Genomic DNA, 16,291 nt, shown 5'->3' with positions numbered 1-16,291 from the left:
GACCTCCTTATTTTGAAATATCCACAAACCCTTCACCAAACACATCGCGCACATCATGAACGATTACAAACGCTTTTTTGTCACAGCTTCTGATGATTTTCTTCAGCATAGAAAGCTCCTGTTTGTTAATGACGATGTACAAAATCTCTTTTGACTCGCCCGTATAGTTTCCCTTTCCTGATAAAATGGTGACGCCTCGGTCCATCAGCGTATTAACCTGCTCGGCAATTTCACCTTTATTTTCCGATATGACAGTAATCGCTTTTTTCGTATTCAATCCTTCAATAATGAAGTCCATCACTTTTGTTCCAATATACAGCATCACAATCGTGAACATCATTTTTTCCGCACCAATAATAAAATAAGAGCTGAAAACGACAATTAAATCGAAAAAGAGCAGCGCATAACTGATATTCCAATCTAAATATTTATTGGCAATTCTGGCCAGAATGGCGGAACCGGCTGTTGTGCCGCCGACCCGAATGATCATGCCGATGCCGACACCCGCAAACACCCCTGCGAAAATCGTGTTAATGATCAGCTCATCAGACGGTGTGCTCCACCCGTGTGTCAAATGCAGGAAAAGTGAGTTTGCTGCCACGGCGATAATCGTATAAACCGTGGTTTTCCCGTCGAGAAATTTATATCCGATCAATAGCAGAAAAGCGTTTAATATAAAGTTTGTCACCCCGGGAGACCATTGAAACACATAATACAAAATCAGCGTAATCCCAGTAACGCCGCCTTCCCCAAGGTCATTGGGAATCGCGAATAAATTCACAGCAAGCGCGAAGAAAAAAGCGCCAATCACAAGCATCAGCACATCAAGCATTTTCTTTTTCATCACAGAACACTCCTTCTTCAGATAGTATCAACAAAAAAGCCCAGGAGTACGCTCTCGCAAAAGAGCAGAAACTCCTGGGCTTTTATCCCACCGTGTCATAACAGCCAGACTGTTATGTGTTTTCTCTCGGTCACAGGCCAATATGCATTGCGGAACCCTAGAAAACCAATGTTTTAGCATATCCTTTTCACTTTCCAATATTAGCATTATAAAGGACTGAGCAAATAGGTTCAAGGGGTATTTGCGGAGATTTAAGTGCAAGTAAAATTCAAGAAAATACAAATTAGCTATTAACATATGAATGATATAGACGATAAGAAAATAAGCATATATTTTTATAAGAAAATATAACTAACAATGATAAATAATATAATAAATTGATAATTTTGTATTGACTAAGTGAAATAATATAGGCATTATAGTACATATGTTTTGTGTATTTAATGACATAGGAGGAAATATAATGGCAGGAAAACTAGTCCCTTGTAAAGCTTGCGGTCAAGAAATTGCAAAAGGTGTAAAAAAATGTCCTAACTGTGGTAAGGATCAGCGTAACTTTTTTATGAGACATAAGATTATTACGTTTATTCTGGCAGTTGTTGTCATCATTATTATCGGTAATATGATTGGCGGCGGAGGCGGTTCAGAAGCCACTTCCAAAACATCAAGCAACAGCAAAGCTGAAACTGAAAAAACATACAATATCGGTGATACTGTTAAGACTGAGAAAACTGAAGTGACAGTTACAAAAGTAGAAGACAGAGATTCTGTTGGCACTCAATTTATTGAAAAGAAAGCATCTGATGGAGGTACTATTGTAGCTGTTCAATATACAATTAAAAACGTATCCAAAAAGCCGATAAGTTCTTTTTCAATTCCAACTGTTAAATTGGTTGATGGTGATGGCACTTCTTATGATTCTGATATTGATGCTTCTTCAACCTATGCAACTGAGACAAAAGTTGATAACTCTAAAATATTGAGTGATCTAAATCCTAATATTAAAGTAACAGATGTGAAAGCTTTTGAAGTCGACAAGGATGCTTATGCAAAAGGAACTTGGAAACTTAAATTCAGTAATGATGTGATTGTGAAAATCAAATAACAGCTAACAAGGGTGCCCTTAACAGGCACCCTTGTTCTTTAAAAAAGGCCTTCTCTATAGAGAAGGCCTTCATTTTTATTCCGCACTCTTATACCCATTCACATTCGAAGACTGCCATCTCCAAGAATCGGCACACATTTCTTCAAGGCCTCTTTTTGCTTCCCAGCCCAGTTCCTGCTTGGCTTTTGCAGGGTCTGCGAAGCAGGTTGCAATGTCTCCGGGGCGGCGGTCCGCAAATTGATACGGAACCTCTTTCCCTGATACTTTTTCAAAGGCTTTGACCATTTCAAGCACACTGTAGCCCGTGCCTGTTCCGAGGTTGTATGCATCAGCTCCGGTGGAGTTCAATACTTTCTCCAGCGCCTTAACGTGGCCTTCTGCGAGATCGACGACATGAATATAATCGCGTACGCCTGTCCCGTCTTTGGTCGGATAATCATTTCCGAATACGCTTAACTGCTCCAGCTTGCCGACGGCAACCTGCGCCACATATGGCATCAGGTTATTCGGAATTCCGTTCGGGTCTTCACCGATCCGTCCGCTCGGATGCGCGCCGAATGGATTAAAGTAGCGCAGCAGGGCAACGCTCCACTCATTGTCAGCCGTATGCAAATCACGCAAAATTTGTTCAAGCATGAGCTTCGTCTGTCCATAAGGGTTTGTTGCACCTAATGGAAAGTCCTCCGTAATCGGTGACGTTTCCGGTACGCCGTATACCGTTGCGGAAGAACTGAATACGATTTTCTTAACGCCGTATTTCTCCATGATTTCACATAAAATAAAGGTTCCCGTGAGATTGTTATGATAATATTTGAGCGGAATCGCAACAGACTCTCCGACTGCTTTTAACCCCGCAAAATGAATCACAGCCTCAATCTCGTTTTCTGCAAAAACCGAATCTACCGCTTCCCGATCCAATAGATCCGCTTCATAGAACGTTAACTCTTTTCCCGTAATCTCTTTGACACGATTCAGCGCCTCAGCTGAACTGTTGGACAAATTATCGAGAACGACAATCTCATAGCCGCTGTTCAATAACTCCACACATGTGTGGCTTCCGATGTATCCCGCGCCGCCTGTAACAAGTATTGCCATGATGTAAACCCTCCTAAAAAATGACCTATTTTTATTATATAGTGTTTAGAACCGGGCTACATCCATTTTTAAGAAGTTTAATCGTTTATTAATAGTTTCTTCATATATTATTAGCATTTTCATACCTTTATGCAGCGCGAACAAGTATAGCTGCTGAAAAATCAATCTGTCGGTTGACGTTTTTCTTTCCTATTTTCGCTATGCTTAATGCAGAAAGGATTTGATGACATGGCGATGAGCCCATATATTTTTATTGTCTTTATTCTTATTATTTTATCGATGTATCGAGAAAGAACGGTAAAGCCCGGAAAGTTGCTGATCATTCCGCTGCTGCTCTTATGGAGCGTATCAGCTTCATTTCAGCCGGCGTATTTTCATTCTGTTTTACACGTGGTGATCAGCGGCATCTTATTACTGATCGGGCTGGCCTGCGGGTTTGGCATTGGGAAGATGGTAAACGTGAGGATTCATCCGGAAACCGGAAAGGTCACTTCACGCGGTTCCCTTGGAAGTGTTATCCTCATTTTAGTGATACTTTCTTTGCGTATGGCTGCGAGAACATGGCTGCCTGAGAGCAACGAGATTTTTATTGCCATTATTCATTCTATGCTCTTCATTCCCCTCGGCACTATCACAGCCCGTAATATCATGCTTTACAAAGCATACAGACGGCTTGCCGCTGGCAAAGTATCCATTCAATAACTGAAAGAAGGACCAGCATGAACCGACAATCTCCGGCTCGGCACTACAAGAAGCTTGTGCCGAGCATTATTCTCATTTTGAATTGCATACAATTTTTATCTCACCCAGCCAAAGCTAATCCCATTTTGTTAGCGTTTGTGTTTGCAGTGTACTTAGCATTCATTTGGATTATACCCTATGTGGCATCCGCTGCTGTCAATTTGAGCATATTCATTGGGCTTTGGCTCCTGACCGTTTTCCTTTGGGCTGTTTCAGGCCAAGAGCAGGGAGCCGCCTATTTTTTAATTGTGTTTTTAATGATTTATGCGGCCTTCAGGCTCCCTTCACGGCTTTCTATGATATTTACAGCATGTTTAATTGGCGGCAACATATTCGTACTATCCACACATGGGGGAAACTTGAATACCATCATTGGCAACATCTCTATCATGATCGGACTGTACGTCTTCTTTTCCTCCATGCGTTTCAGGCGAGAAGCGAGAAGAGAGGCTGATCGAAATCATGCTGAATTGGCGAAAATGCACTTGCAGCTGGAGCAGGCGCATGAAGAACTCCAGAAAGCGCATGCAGAGCTGCAGGAGGCTTCTGTTCTTTCTTTAAGATACGCGGTCCTTGAGGAGCGTACAAGAATTGCCCGAGACATTCATGACAGCATCGGCCACGAGCTGACTTCTGTGATTGTTCAGCTTCAGTCTCTTCCCTATATCCTGAAAAGCAGTAAGGAGAATTCTGAAAAAGTCATTCAAAATGTACTGACTGTCGCCAGAGAATGTCTTCAGGAGGTACGGTCTGTCGTTCACCAAATGGGACGAAGTGAATCGATGGTTGGCCTTACCGCTTTGCGGGGGCTGATCCATCAAGTGGAGGAACGAAGCGGCCTGCACGTTTCTTTAGACACTGCCGGCCTTTCAGAAGAGTCTTGGCCTCAATACGTAAGCGAAACGATCTACCGCACCTTGCAAGAAGCGCTGACCAATATCATCCGTCACGCTCACGCTTCCCATGCGGCTGCCGTCATTTCTAACGACGAAACCCACCTCTATGTCACAATCACAGATGACGGACATTTCACCGGCAATCTTACTTGCGGATTTGGGCTGACAGGAATGAAAGAGCGCGCTGAAAAAGCAGGCGGTTCCCTTTCTTTCAGCGTCGTGCAGCCGAGCGGCCTGCAAATTGAGCTGGCATTGCCGCTCACGACAACGAATAAGGAGTAAAAAGATGAACAAAGATAAAATACGCGTCGCACTTGCCGATGATCAGCCGCTTGTTCGTGAAGGCTTCCGCTATGTTATCAACGCACAGCCGGATATGGCCGTATCTGGTGAGGCAGGCGACGGGCATGGCATTATTGCACTGGCAAAGCAAACAAAACCCAACGTCATCCTGATGGATGTCCAAATGCCACATTGCTCAGGCATCGAAGCGGCCAAAGACATTATGTCCGCCCTTCCGGATACAAAGATCGTCATTTTAACGACCTTTGACACTGAAGAATACGTATTTGAAGGCATCCGCGCAGGCGCAGTCGGTTACCTGCTGAAGGACACGCTTCCTGAAGAACTGATAGACGCCATTCGGGCTGCCTTCAGAGGCGAAGCGATTTTCCGAACAGTCACAGCCGCTAAAATCATCAGTGAGACATTCCGCGCAAAGCAACAGCCTCATGCTGAAGAGCTGGCAGAGCCATTTACCAAAAGAGAGCTTGAGGTTCTTCAGCAAATGGCCTATGGCTTGAGAAATGAGGATATTGCCGAAAAGCTTTTTGTCAGTGAAAGCACCGTCAAAACCCACGTGCATCGAATTCTGCAAAAATGCAATGCCCAAGACCGGACTCAGGCAGTCGTTTTTGCCATCCGAAACGGCATTGTGAAATAGATATCTCTCATCCCGGCATGGTAGAATACAACAAAGGAGATGATTGGAAATGAAACAAGACATCATTGAACGGTTTACTACATACGTAAAAGTCGACACGCAGTCCGATGAATCAGTCGACACCTGCCCTTCCACATCCGGCCAATTGACGTTAGGAAACATGCTTGTTGAGGAATTAAAGTCAATCGGCATGGAAGACGCAGCCATTGATGAAAACGGCTATGTCATGGCGACTCTTCCTTCCAATACTGACAAAGACGTGCCGACGATCGGCTTCCTCGCCCACGTCGACACCGCCACAGACTTTACCGGCAAAAATGTGAATCCGCAAATCGTTGAAAGCTACGATGGAAAAGACATCACGCTCAACGAAAAGCTGCAGGTCATCCTATCGCCTGATCAATTCCCTGAACTATCGGGCTACAAAGGCCACACCCTGATCACCACAGATGGTACAACCCTTCTCGGCGCAGACAATAAGGCTGGCATCGCTGAAATCATGACAGCCATGGATTATCTCATCAAACATCCTGAAATCAAGCACGGCACCATCAGAGTTGCATTTACACCTGATGAAGAAATCGGCAGAGGCCCGCACAAATTTGATGTTGGGCGATTCAATGCCTCCTTTGCCTATACCGTTGACGGCGGCCCGCTCGGTGAGCTTGAATATGAAAGCTTCAATGCTGCCGCGGCGAAAATCACGATCAAAGGCAACAATGTACACCCCGGCACGGCAAAGGGCAAAATGGTCAACTCTGCGAAGATCGCAATGAAGCTGAACAGCATGCTGCCGGCAGATGAGGCCCCTGAATATACAGAGGGCTACGAGGGCTTCTATCACCTGCTTTCCATTCAGGGAGATGTAGAAGAGACCAAGCTCCACTACATTATCAGAGACTTTGACAAAAACATCTTCCAAAACAGAAAAGAAACCATGCAGCGCATCGTTGAAGAGCTCCAGAACGAATACGGACAAAATCGCATTCAGCTTGATATGAACGATCAATACTACAACATGAGAGAAAAAATTGAGCCTGTCATCGAAATCGTCAACATTGCCAAACAAGCGATGGAAAACCTCGGCATCGAACCGAAAATCTCTCCGATCCGCGGCGGCACGGACGGTTCGCAGCTTTCCTATATGGGACTCCCAACGCCGAACATCTTTACCGGCGGGGAAAACTTCCACGGCAAATTTGAATACATCTCAGCCGACAACATGGTCAAAGCCGTAAATGTCATCGTTGAGATTGCAAAGCTGTTTGAAGAACAGGCGTAAGCTGAAAAACCAGTCCAAAAAAGGACTGGTTTTTTCGCGTGAAAATGAAACATTTTAAAAGCTCTGTCCGTAAAACAACTATCAAAGGATGAGGAGGAAATGCAAAGATGAAGAACACAATTGCCGCAAAAAGCCTGTTTAAAAAATGGATGATTTCCCGCCCGCTCAAAATGCAAACAAAACGATCAAACCCATTTAAAAAAATAAGAAGAATGTTCAAACGCCTTTTCTGATCCTTCGCCGGACTCCCCTCAAATCAGCCGACCAGTCCAAATTCCCGCCCAAATGCTCCGTAATTTGGGTTTTTTGTGTTCAATTCCTCAAAATAGGGTATACATCAAACAAAGAAGAACACATTATCCATATATAGTTAATTTGAATTACAGAAATTTAGGTTAAAAGTTATATAAAGAAATTCATTTTAACGTCGATAGTAACTATAGAACCATTAAAAAGGAAAAACACCAGCTTAATGTAAGACTATTTTCAGGTCATCGGCGAAAAGGATTTTTGAGGGATACGCATTTATTATTAGTGGATTTAGAATTTTTTGAATACTTTTAGACGTTTTATCCGTACAATAGAGAATACCAAAACTTTTTTTGGGAGGTATGTAAAATGATCCTATTTATTATCATCGCATTATGTGGCTATCTTCTCTTCTCATTCAGCAAAGACAATAGACGAAAACCGCAAAAGACAAGCCCTCTTCCTGCACCCGTTCCTCATCATAATAACCTAATCGACCTTGACGCCATCCGCCAAAAACGCCGGATGCATCTTTCCTAATTCTATATTTCAAACGAAAAGGCTGCTGAATGACGCAGCCTTTTAAAATTGTGTTGAGATAGAGCCTGAAACCTTTTTATCCTCTATCCGTAATTTCATATAAGGCAAGTCCAAAAGGAGACTTCAGCAATGATCGATTTATTTATGAAACAAAAAATGTTCTCGCTTAAAGATGCATTTCACATTTATGACAGGGATGAACAAGAAATCTTCAAGGTGGAGGGGCGCTTTTTCTCGTTAGGGGACTCATTACAAATGACAGATTCATCCGGAAAAACGCTCGTTTCCATTGAGCAAAAAGTGATGTCATTTTTGCCGCGATAAGAGATTTCAATTGGCGGGAAAACGGTTTGTGAGGTAACGAAGAAAGTAACGTTTTTCAAACCGAAATTTGTGATTTCCGGCCTTAACTGGGAAATCGATGGTGACTTATGGAGGGATGAATTCCAGCTGACGGACGGAGAAAATGTCCGGATGTCAGTGAGCAAGAAGTGGCTCAGCTGGGGTGATTCCTATCACTTGCAGATTGCAAACGAGGAAGATGTTCTGATTTGCACTGCCATCGCTATCGTGCTTGATATGGTTTTATATAACGATGAAGATGAAAGTATTTTCTAAAAAGCATTGACAGTTGATCCAAAAGTAATAATATTAAGATAATTAATATGTAAATATGAAGTTATACCTTATCAAGAGAGGTGGAGGGACTGGCCCTACGATACCCGGCAACCGCTGTTTTACACAGAATGGTGCTAAATCCTTAAGAACATCGCGTTCTTGCAGATGAGGCAGAGATTTGATCGTTCAAGCTCTTCCTTGCACAAAGGAAGAGCTTTTTTCATGCAGCAAACTTTTTAGAAAAGAGGCGAAATGATATGGTTCAACAAGTAAACCTTGCAGCACAGAAATCAGAAAAACAGAAGAAAGCCCCTTTCCGCGCCGATCATGTCGGCAGTTTATTACGATCCGCCCCAGTAAAAGAGGCGCGGCAAAAACAAGCGGCCGGCGAGATCACGGCAGAACAGCTTCGTGATATCGAAAATAAAGAAATCACCCGCATTGTCGAAAAGCAAAAGGAAATCGGCCTAAACGTCGTAACCGACGGAGAGTTCCGCCGTTCGTGGTGGCATTACGATTTCCTGGAAGGGCTCGACGGAGTGGAACCGTTCATCCCCGCTGAAGGAATTCAGTTCCATAACGCGAAAACAAAAGCACGCAGCATCAAAGTGACGGGAAAACTTGATTTTACGAACCCCCCAGCGCTTGCCGATTATCAATTTTTACATGAGATTGCCGGTGACGCGACACCAAAGCTGACGATTCCGAGCCCGAATATGCTGTTTTTCGGTGAAAAAGCTGATCAAGGCGTATATCCCGATCAGGAGGAATATTTTCATGATCTGGCCCAGGCGTACAAAAAAGCGATTAACGCTTTCTATGATGCGGGCTGCCGCTATCTTCAGCTCGATGATACGTCATGGTCTCTCTTCTTTGAAGAAAAAGGCAGAGATGTTGTCCGTGCCCTCGGCGGTGATCCGGAAACATTGCCTGCGTTGTTTGCCAAAACGATTAACGATGCAGTGGGGGACCGTCCTGACGACTTAACGGTCACGATGCACATCTGCCGCGGCAACTTCCGCTCGACTTGGGCAGCATCAGGAGGCTATGACGCTGTAGCGGAAACGATTCTTGACGGTTTAGACCTTGACGGCTTGTTCCTGGAATACGATGATGACCGCTCCGGAAACTTTGATCCGCTCCGTTTTGTCAAACGCAAGGATCTGCAGATTGTCTTGGGCTTGATTACATCCAAATACGGAGAGCTTGAGAACCCAGAGGATGTCAAACGCCGAATCAGCGAAGCTGCGCGCTTTGTCAGCTTAGATCAGCTGTGCCTCAGCCCGCAGTGCGGTTTCGCTTCAACAGAAGAAGGAAACCTTTTGACTGAGGAGCAGCAGTGGGCGAAGCTCCGTCATGTGGTCGATATTGCCAATGATGTGTGGAAATAATCTATCATTGACAGAAAAGAGAAATGTGTGAATAATAGATACTATCAGAAAATTTCATAAAAAGGTTTTCCTTATCAAGAGAGGTGGAGGGACTGGCCCTGCGATACCCGGCAACCGCTGTTTAACAGAATGGTGCTAAATCCTTAAGAGCAGATTTTTGCTCTTGAAGATAAGGTTGAGATTGTTCACGCAAGCTCTTCCTTATCCAAAGGAAGAGCTTTTTTATATTCGAATGGAAAGAAGGAATGAACAACATGTCACAGCAAACAACACCCGCAGAACAAAAACAATCGCTTCAGAGAAAAAAAACGCCGTTTCGCGCGGATCAAGTCGGAAGCCTGCTGAGATCTGAGCCCGTCAAAAAAGCGCGGCTGCAAAGGGCGGCCGGCGAAATCACTGCCGAACAGCTTCGCCAGATTGAAAACGATGAAATCATCCGCATTGTGGAAAAACAAAAAGAAACCGGCCTGAACGTCGTGACAGACGGGGAATTCCGCAGAGCGTGGTGGCATTTTGATTTCCTTGAAAATCTGGATGGCGTTGAGCCGTTTATACCTGAACAGGGTATCCAGTTCCATAATGTGCAGACAAAAGCACGCGGCATCAAAGTGACAGGCGATATTGATTTCTCAAATCACCCAATGCTCGAAGATTACTCATTTTTACATGGCATCGCTGGTGATGCAACGCCAAAAATGACAATTCCGAGTCCGAATATGCTCTTTTTCCGCGGCAGACTGGAAAAGGATGCATACAAAAACGATTATGCTCTTTTTCAGCATGATGTATCAAAAGCGTATAAAAAAGCGATTCAAGCGTTTTATGACAGAGGCTGCCGCTACCTCCAGCTTGATGATACGGCATGGGCTGTTTTCTTATCTGAAAAAGGCTTGAAACAAGTGGAAGCATTCGGAACAACGCCTGACGAGCTTCGCCAGCTGTTTGCGAAGTCAATCAATGACGCAATTGCCGACCGTCCGGATGATATGACCATTACCATGCATATTTGCCGCGGCAACTTCCAGTCCACATGGACAGCTGAAGGCGGTTATGATGCGGCGGCGGAAACCATTTTTGACGGCTTGAATCTGGACGGGCTTTTCTTAGAGTATGATGATTCACGCTCAGGCGGATTCGAACCGCTCCGTTATGTGAAACGCTCTGATCTTCAGCTTGTCCTAGGCTTGGTGACATCTAAATTCGGTGAGCTTGAACATCCGGACGACGTGAAACGCCGTATCGAAGAGGCATCCCGTTATGTCAGCCTAGATCAGTTGTGCCTGAGCCCGCAATGCGGATTTGCTTCGACTGAGGAAGGCAACAAGCTGACCGAGGAACAGCAATGGGCGAAGCTGCGCCATGTTGTTGAGATCGCTAACGATGTTTGGAAATAAGGAACAGAAAAACACACTTGATTCCCGGGCGGGGCAAGTGTGTTTTTTTTATGCCTGCTCAATTTGATAGGCTTTGCATTTTTCATATAAGCTTGTTTTTCCTATGCCTAATAGCTTTGCTGCCTTTATTTTATTGCCGTCTGCTGCGGCAAGCGCCTCGATGATCGCGTTTTTTTCCGCCTCAGCGATTGTCTCTTTTAATGGCAGTATAGATTGAGATTCCCGGATTTTGATTGTTCTTTGGATGGGTTGATCTTCAGGAGTGAGATTCAGGTGTTTCGGTTCGATTCGTTTGCCGTCGAGGACGTTGACAGCCCGTTCTAAGACATTTTCCAATTCTCGTATGTTTCCCGGCCAAGAATAGCTCTGAAGCACTGCAATTGCTTCTTTAGAAAGCTCCAAGCCATCAAAGCCAAATTTCCGTTCAAGTTTTTTTAATAGAAGCCCCGCGATCGGCACAACATCCTCTATGCGCTCTCTTAGGGACGGGATTTGAATTTTGATCACGTTCAGTCGGTAATAGAGGTCTTGCCGGAAGTCTCCTTCCCGGACCATTTTTTCGAGGTTTCGGTGTGTCGCCGCAATCACTCGTACATCTATTGGGACCGGGCTTCTTGCGCCGATCCGCTCTATCTCTTTCTCTTGCAGTACGCGAAGGATTTTGCTTTGCATATGCAGCGGCATATCACCTACTTCATCAAGGAAAATGGTTCCTTGATGCGCAAGTTCGAATTTTCCTTTTTTCCCGCCTTTTTTTGCCCCCGTAAAAGCGCCGTCTTCGTATCCGAACATTTCTGATTCAAACAAATGCTCTGGGATCGAGGCGCAGTTGACGCGCAGAAAGGGAGCATACCTGCGGCGGCTGTTCTGATGGATGGCGTGGGCAAACAGCTCTTTTCCCGTGCCTGATTCTCCTAAAAGCAAAACGGCCGATTGGCTGTCAGATACCCGTTCAGCCAGCCGTTTCGCTTCCATAAAGAGAGAGCTGTTTCCAATCAAGTCGCCAAAGTGGTATTTACTGAAAAGCTCTTTTTCGTATCTATTTTTGTAGTAATTGAGTTCATTGAGGAGGGGTTTAATTTTTCTTGAATAATCCATCCATTCCTGCGGATTGCGGAACATAACGGTTCCGACCGCTCCTACAAGCTGCCGGTTCACATAGAGCGGATACCGGTTGGCGATCATTTCGCTGCCGTTAATCGGATGAATAGCGGCAGCCTCTGTCCGCCCCGTCTTCGCCACGATGTGCATTCTCGAGTTTTCAATCACGTCCTGAACGGGTTTTCCTATCGCTTCTTCTTCTGTTTTTTTAAGAAAGTCACAGTACGCCTGATTGATATAGAGAATGTTCCCCTCATGATCAACCACAACAATACATTCCGCCGCAAGGTTGATGATTTCATCCAGCCATTCATAGGGTAATCTTTTAATAGAATGTTTCATCTCCCTGTCGCTCCCGTCACATTTTGTAATCGCTTTCAATCTTATGATAAACGAGAGCCTCCTATGAATACAACAATCTATTATTGAGCTGTGTAGCCTCCATCCAGCACGACCGCCTGCCCTGTGACGCCTTTCGCCTTTTCACTCGCCAAAAAGACGGCATAATCAGCAATTTCTTTAACCGAGAGAAGGCGTTTTTGCGGCACGAGCGGAAAAATCACCTCTTCCAGAACCGATTCATAGGGAACATGTCTTGTTTTAGAAAGATCGCTCAGCTGATTGCGGACAAGCTGTGTGTCCACATATCCCGGGCAGAGTGCATTCACCGTAATCCCGTGGGGCGCGCCTTCCAGCGCCCCCACCTTTGTCAGCCCAATGACCCCATGCTTTGCGCTGTTATAAGCGGCTTTTCCCGCAAACCCCACCAGTCCGTTCACAGACGCGATATTGATGATCCTGCCGAACTGCTGTTTTTTCATAAGGGGAAAGACATGCTTCATTGCGATGAATGGCGCGGTCAGCATGACGCGAATAAGCTGTTCAAACCGTTCTGTCGGAAACTCTTCAATCGGCGCGACATGCTGCATGCCTGCGTTATTCACCAGAGTATCCAAACGTCCGTATCGGGTCTTGATAGTATGGACGATATCAGCGATTTGCTCTTCCTTTGTCACGTCACATGGAATGCCCGTGGCGCTAAAGCCTTCCTCGTTCAGCTTGGCGGCTGCCTCACCGCACGCTTTTGGATTTAGATCTGAAATTATGACATCGGCGCCTTCCCGGGCGAATTCCTTTGCGATTTCAAATCCGATTCCGCCAGCTGCGCCTGTCACAAGAGCGACTTGTTTTTTCATGTCATACACCTTCCTGCTCAAGATTTTTACCGGATGACTGACTGGCTTACGACGAAGTCAGCTTCAGTTTTCTCATATACCTCTTCCAGCGTGATGCCGTCCTGGAGCTCAGTCAGTGTCATATGTCCATTATCAAAATCAAAAACAGCTAAATCAGTAATCAGCCGATGAACGACTTTCTGTCCTGTCAGCGGGAGGGAGCATTGTTTTTTTACCTTCGATTCCCCATATTTATTGACGTGCTCCATGATGACGACGATTCGCTTAGCCCCGTTGACCAAGTCCATAGCGCCGCCCATTCCCTTCACCATTTTGCCCGGAATCATCCAGTTCGCCAAATCCCCTTGCTCAGAAACCTCCATGCCCCCGAGGATGGCCAGGTCGATATGCCCGCCTCGTATCATCGCAAAGGATTCCGCGCTGTCAAAATAGGATGCGCCTGTTACGGCGGTGATCGTTTCTTTCCCCGCATTTATCAGATCCGGGTCTTCCGTTCCTTCCAGCGGATACGGGCCGATCCCGAGCAAACCGTTTTCTGATTGAAGCATCACATGCACGCCCTCCGGTATCTCATTTGCGACAAGTGTCGGCATCCCTATCCCAAGATTGACGTTCATACCGTCTTTTATTTCCTTTACAGCACGTTTGACCATTCGTTTTCTGGCTTCCTTCATTGTGCCGCCTCCTTTCCCTTCGCTTGCTGAACAGTTCGTTTTTCAATCCGCTTTTCATGTGTGCCGAGCACAACATGCTGTACGTAAATACCAGGCGTGTGGATGTGGTCGGGATCGAGCTCTCCCGCCTCAACAATTTCTTCTGCCTCGGCAATTGTGATCTTTCCCGCCATGGCGGCAACCGGATTGAAGTTTCTTGCCGTTTTCCGAAAAACTAAATTTCCCATGGTGTCCGCTTTCCACGCTTTTACAATGGCGACGTCCCCAGTAATTCCTTTTTCTAACACATATGTGCGTCCGTCAAAGGTTTTAAGCTCTTTCCCGTCAGCGATGGTGGTTCCGACGCCTGTGGCTGTATAAAATCCCGGTATGCCTGCTCCTCCTGCTCGGATTCTTTCAGCGAGTGTCCCTTGGGGAACCAATTCCACTTCCAATTCTCCGCTTAAAAATTGCTTTTCAAAAATTTTGTTTTCGCCGACGTAGGAGGCGATCATTTTTTTGATTTGCTTGTTTGCCAGCAGCAGGCCGAGCCCCCAATCATCAACTCCGCAATTATTGCTGACGACTGTTAAATCCTTTACCCCTTTATCCCTTATCGCCAGAATGAGCTGCTCGGGTATTCCGCACAGGCCGAATCCGCCCGCGATCAGTGTATCCCCCTCCCGAATGAGTTCTGCGGCTTCCTTACTCGATGACAGCACTTTTCCCATATCTGATTCCCCTTTCGTTTTGTCCTATACAAGGCCCGTCAAACTGTAAATCGCGATAATCACAAATAGGGCTGCGGTTTTGATGAGAGTAATCGCAAAAATATCCCGATACGATTGGCGATGGGTCAGACCCGTCACAGCCAGCAGGGTGATCACCGCCCCATTATGCGGAAGCGTATCCATGCCTCCTGACGCCATCGAAATAACCCGGTGCATCACTTCAGGCGGTATGTGATAGGTCTGAATCGCTTTCAAATATTGATCAGACATCGCGCTTAACGCGATTCCCATTCCCCCTGAGGCCGATCCGGTGATCCCTGCCAGCGTTGTTGTCGTCACAGCTCCGTTTACAAGCGGATCCGTAAACGTATGTGAAATGCCGCTGCTCAGCTTATGAAACCCCGGCAGCGCAGCAATGATTCCGCCGAAACCATACTCGGCGCCTGTATTCATCGATGCAAGCAAAGCGCCGCCGATCCCTTCATTCAGCCCTTCCTTTAGCTGTCCAAACACTTTTCTCCAATCAAACAAAATGGTTGCGATGATTCCGATCAGGAGGGCCAGCTCCACTGACCAAATGGCAACCGCGGAGGAGATATCAAGTTTCCCGAACTCTCCCAATCCTATGGCGGAAAAATCAAATTCATTCGGATACCATTTGGGAAGGAACGTGGTGAAACATTTATTCATCACACCAACGAGAATAAGAGGAACAAAAGCGAGTGCGTGCCGGACCTTACTTGTGTCAGGCTCTAAGACCGGTCGGCTTTGTTCCGGGGCAAGATCAGATGGCTCACGCGCGGCAGAAATCTCCGATTGAAAACCGGCGTAGCCTTCGCCCGATTTCTCTGCTTTTTTGCGCCTCGATTCCAAGTAGAACATACCCGCCGCCAGCACAAACACCGCACCGATCATACCAAGCCAAGGGGCGGCGTAAATGTCTGTTTTGAAAAACGTCGTAGGAATTACATTTTGGATTTGCGGTGTACCCGGCAGTGCGTCCATTGTAAAAGTAAATGCCCCGAGAGCAATCGTTCCCGGTATGAGACGCTTCGGGATGTCGGCTTCTTTGAACATATTTTTCGCAAAGGGGTATACAGCAAAGACGACAACAAACAGGCTGACTCCGCTGTACGTTAAAATGGCGCCCATCAATACGATAGCGAGTGTCGCTCGTTTCGCCCCGACCAGTCTGACAATAGTCTTTGCAATGGAAGCCGCCAAGCCGGACATCTCGACAACCTTTCCGAAAATGGCGCCAAGCAGAAATACTGGAAAGTACAGCTTAATAAACCCCGCCATCTTTTCCATAAATATGGTTGAGAAAAAAGGAAGCACAAAGCTTGGATCTGTCAGCAGCACAGCAAATAAGGCGCAAATCGGAGCAAACAAAATGACTGAAAATCCCCGATAGGCGACAAACATCAGCAAACCCAAAGCCAAAAGAATAATAATAATGTCCACAAACATCCCTCTTTTCCGCTTGTCTGAGAAAAGGAAAGCGTTTACAAA

The 16,291-nt window shown here is 45.7% G+C and carries 15 protein-coding genes, 2 pseudogenes and 3 riboswitches; of the genes and pseudogenes, 10 read left to right on the top strand and 7 right to left on the bottom strand.

Annotated features, from left to right (window positions below):
- Positions 1–7: 7 nt before the first annotated feature.
- The gene (locus tag M1D69_RS01385) at positions 8–844 is read right to left on the bottom strand and encodes a YitT family protein (RefSeq protein WP_003218811.1); all 837 of its coding nucleotides are present in this window, start codon (positions 842–844) and stop codon (positions 8–10) included.
- A 69-nt stretch (positions 845–913) separates the two neighbouring features.
- Positions 914–1,016: riboswitch (guanidine-I (ykkC/yxkD leader) on the bottom strand.
- A gap of 390 nt (positions 1,017–1,406) precedes the next feature.
- On the opposite strand from M1D69_RS01385, the gene M1D69_RS01380 reads away from it, so the two are divergent.
- Positions 1,407–1,949 carry a DUF4352 domain-containing protein gene (locus M1D69_RS01380; RefSeq protein WP_458106226.1) on the top strand — a complete coding sequence of 181 codons (543 nt, stop codon included), beginning with the start codon at positions 1,407–1,409 and terminating at the stop codon, positions 1,947–1,949.
- 75 nt (positions 1,950–2,024) lie between these two features.
- Here the strand turns inward: M1D69_RS01380 and galE are convergent, their stop codons facing one another.
- On the bottom strand, positions 2,025–3,044 hold the full coding sequence (gene galE, locus M1D69_RS01375) for a UDP-glucose 4-epimerase GalE (RefSeq protein WP_458104815.1): 1,020 nt from the start codon (positions 3,042–3,044) through the stop codon (positions 2,025–2,027).
- Between the two features lie 228 nt (positions 3,045–3,272).
- Between galE and M1D69_RS01370 the strand changes: the two genes are divergently transcribed.
- The 9 genes and pseudogenes from M1D69_RS01370 to M1D69_RS01330 all read left to right on the top strand — a co-directional run bounded on the left by M1D69_RS01370 (position 3,273) and on the right by M1D69_RS01330 (position 11,098).
- The gene (locus M1D69_RS01370) at positions 3,273–3,746 is read left to right on the top strand and encodes a DUF1453 domain-containing protein (protein WP_458104816.1); all 474 of its coding nucleotides are present in this window, start codon (positions 3,273–3,275) and stop codon (positions 3,744–3,746) included.
- A gap of 17 nt (positions 3,747–3,763) precedes the next feature.
- A complete protein-coding gene (locus M1D69_RS01365) occupies positions 3,764–4,963 on the top strand; it encodes a sensor histidine kinase (RefSeq protein ID WP_458104817.1) in 1,200 nt (399 codons plus the stop codon).
- A 4-nt stretch (positions 4,964–4,967) separates the two neighbouring features.
- A complete protein-coding gene (gene yxjL, locus M1D69_RS01360) occupies positions 4,968–5,624 on the top strand; it encodes a two-component system response regulator YxJL (protein ID WP_458104818.1) in 657 nt (218 codons plus the stop codon).
- Positions 5,625–5,673: 49 nt separating this feature from the next.
- Positions 5,674–6,906, top strand: coding sequence for a peptidase T (pepT, locus tag M1D69_RS01355; protein ID WP_458104819.1), 1,233 nt, complete (start codon positions 5,674–5,676; stop codon positions 6,904–6,906).
- 107 nt (positions 6,907–7,013) lie between these two features.
- The gene (locus M1D69_RS01350) at positions 7,014–7,139 is read left to right on the top strand and encodes a hypothetical protein (RefSeq protein ID WP_458104820.1); all 126 of its coding nucleotides are present in this window, start codon (positions 7,014–7,016) and stop codon (positions 7,137–7,139) included.
- Between the two features lie 277 nt (positions 7,140–7,416).
- A pseudogene (locus tag M1D69_RS01345) lies at positions 7,417–7,695 on the top strand (hypothetical protein).
- Between the two features lie 129 nt (positions 7,696–7,824).
- Positions 7,825–8,313 (top strand): annotated as a pseudogene (locus M1D69_RS01340) (LURP-one-related/scramblase family protein).
- Positions 8,314–8,378: 65 nt separating this feature from the next.
- Positions 8,379–8,485, top strand: a riboswitch (SAM riboswitch).
- An 85-nt stretch (positions 8,486–8,570) separates the two neighbouring features.
- On the top strand, positions 8,571–9,704 hold the full coding sequence (locus M1D69_RS01335) for a 5-methyltetrahydropteroyltriglutamate--homocysteine S-methyltransferase (RefSeq protein ID WP_458104821.1): 1,134 nt from the start codon (positions 8,571–8,573) through the stop codon (positions 9,702–9,704).
- Positions 9,705–9,772: 68 nt separating this feature from the next.
- Positions 9,773–9,880, top strand: a riboswitch (SAM riboswitch).
- 78 nt (positions 9,881–9,958) lie between these two features.
- The gene (locus M1D69_RS01330) at positions 9,959–11,098 is read left to right on the top strand and encodes a 5-methyltetrahydropteroyltriglutamate--homocysteine S-methyltransferase (RefSeq protein WP_411983115.1); all 1,140 of its coding nucleotides are present in this window, start codon (positions 9,959–9,961) and stop codon (positions 11,096–11,098) included.
- A 48-nt stretch (positions 11,099–11,146) separates the two neighbouring features.
- Here M1D69_RS01330 and M1D69_RS01325 read toward each other — a convergent pair whose 3' ends face one another.
- From M1D69_RS01325 to M1D69_RS01305, 5 genes are all read right to left on the bottom strand, one after another.
- Positions 11,147–12,541 (bottom strand): sigma-54 interaction domain-containing protein, encoded by a 1,395-nt coding sequence (locus M1D69_RS01325; RefSeq protein WP_458104822.1) that lies wholly within the window; start codon positions 12,539–12,541, stop codon positions 11,147–11,149.
- 80 nt (positions 12,542–12,621) lie between these two features.
- Positions 12,622–13,395: a 3-hydroxybutyrate dehydrogenase gene (locus M1D69_RS01320; RefSeq protein WP_059292226.1), complete on the bottom strand. Its 774-nt coding sequence runs from the start codon at positions 13,393–13,395 to the stop codon at positions 12,622–12,624.
- A 26-nt stretch (positions 13,396–13,421) separates the two neighbouring features.
- Complete coding sequence (locus M1D69_RS01315) at positions 13,422–14,069, bottom strand: CoA transferase subunit B (RefSeq protein WP_458104823.1); 648 nt, start codon at positions 14,067–14,069, stop codon at positions 13,422–13,424.
- Positions 14,066–14,779, bottom strand: a complete 714-nt coding sequence (locus tag M1D69_RS01310; protein WP_458104824.1) for a CoA transferase subunit A — start codon at positions 14,777–14,779, stop codon at positions 14,066–14,068. Before M1D69_RS01310 ends, M1D69_RS01315 begins: the two co-directional genes overlap by 4 nt.
- Before the next feature lie 24 nt (positions 14,780–14,803).
- Complete coding sequence (locus M1D69_RS01305) at positions 14,804–16,243, bottom strand: GntP family permease (RefSeq protein ID WP_458104825.1); 1,440 nt, start codon at positions 16,241–16,243, stop codon at positions 14,804–14,806.
- Positions 16,244–16,291 lie beyond the last annotated feature (48 nt).

This window comes from Bacillus sp. PK3-037, assembly GCF_054161355.1.
This window is presented reverse-complemented; position numbering and strand designations above follow the sequence as displayed.

What these genes read in the sequence shown, in the direction of transcription:
- M1D69_RS01385 (WP_003218811.1), bottom strand. Translation starts at nt 844, where the DNA reads ATGAAAAAGAAAATGCTTGATGTGCTGATGCTTGTGATTGGCGCTTTT.
- M1D69_RS01380 (WP_458106226.1), top strand. Translation starts at nt 1,407, where the DNA reads ATGAGACATAAGATTATTACGTTTATTCTGGCAGTTGTTGTCATCATT.
- galE (WP_458104815.1), bottom strand. Translation starts at nt 3,044, where the DNA reads ATGGCAATACTTGTTACAGGCGGCGCGGGATACATCGGAAGCCACACA.
- M1D69_RS01370 (WP_458104816.1), top strand. Translation starts at nt 3,273, where the DNA reads ATGGCGATGAGCCCATATATTTTTATTGTCTTTATTCTTATTATTTTA.
- M1D69_RS01365 (WP_458104817.1), top strand. Translation starts at nt 3,764, where the DNA reads ATGAACCGACAATCTCCGGCTCGGCACTACAAGAAGCTTGTGCCGAGC.
- yxjL (WP_458104818.1), top strand. Translation starts at nt 4,968, where the DNA reads ATGAACAAAGATAAAATACGCGTCGCACTTGCCGATGATCAGCCGCTT.
- pepT (WP_458104819.1), top strand. Translation starts at nt 5,674, where the DNA reads ATGAAACAAGACATCATTGAACGGTTTACTACATACGTAAAAGTCGAC.
- M1D69_RS01350 (WP_458104820.1), top strand. Translation starts at nt 7,014, where the DNA reads ATGAAGAACACAATTGCCGCAAAAAGCCTGTTTAAAAAATGGATGATT.
- M1D69_RS01335 (WP_458104821.1), top strand. Translation starts at nt 8,571, where the DNA reads ATGGTTCAACAAGTAAACCTTGCAGCACAGAAATCAGAAAAACAGAAG.
- M1D69_RS01330 (WP_411983115.1), top strand. Translation starts at nt 9,959, where the DNA reads ATGTCACAGCAAACAACACCCGCAGAACAAAAACAATCGCTTCAGAGA.
- M1D69_RS01325 (WP_458104822.1), bottom strand. Translation starts at nt 12,541, where the DNA reads ATGAAACATTCTATTAAAAGATTACCCTATGAATGGCTGGATGAAATC.
- M1D69_RS01320 (WP_059292226.1), bottom strand. Translation starts at nt 13,395, where the DNA reads ATGAAAAAACAAGTCGCTCTTGTGACAGGCGCAGCTGGCGGAATCGGA.
- M1D69_RS01315 (WP_458104823.1), bottom strand. Translation starts at nt 14,069, where the DNA reads ATGAAGGAAGCCAGAAAACGAATGGTCAAACGTGCTGTAAAGGAAATA.
- M1D69_RS01310 (WP_458104824.1), bottom strand. Translation starts at nt 14,779, where the DNA reads ATGGGAAAAGTGCTGTCATCGAGTAAGGAAGCCGCAGAACTCATTCGG.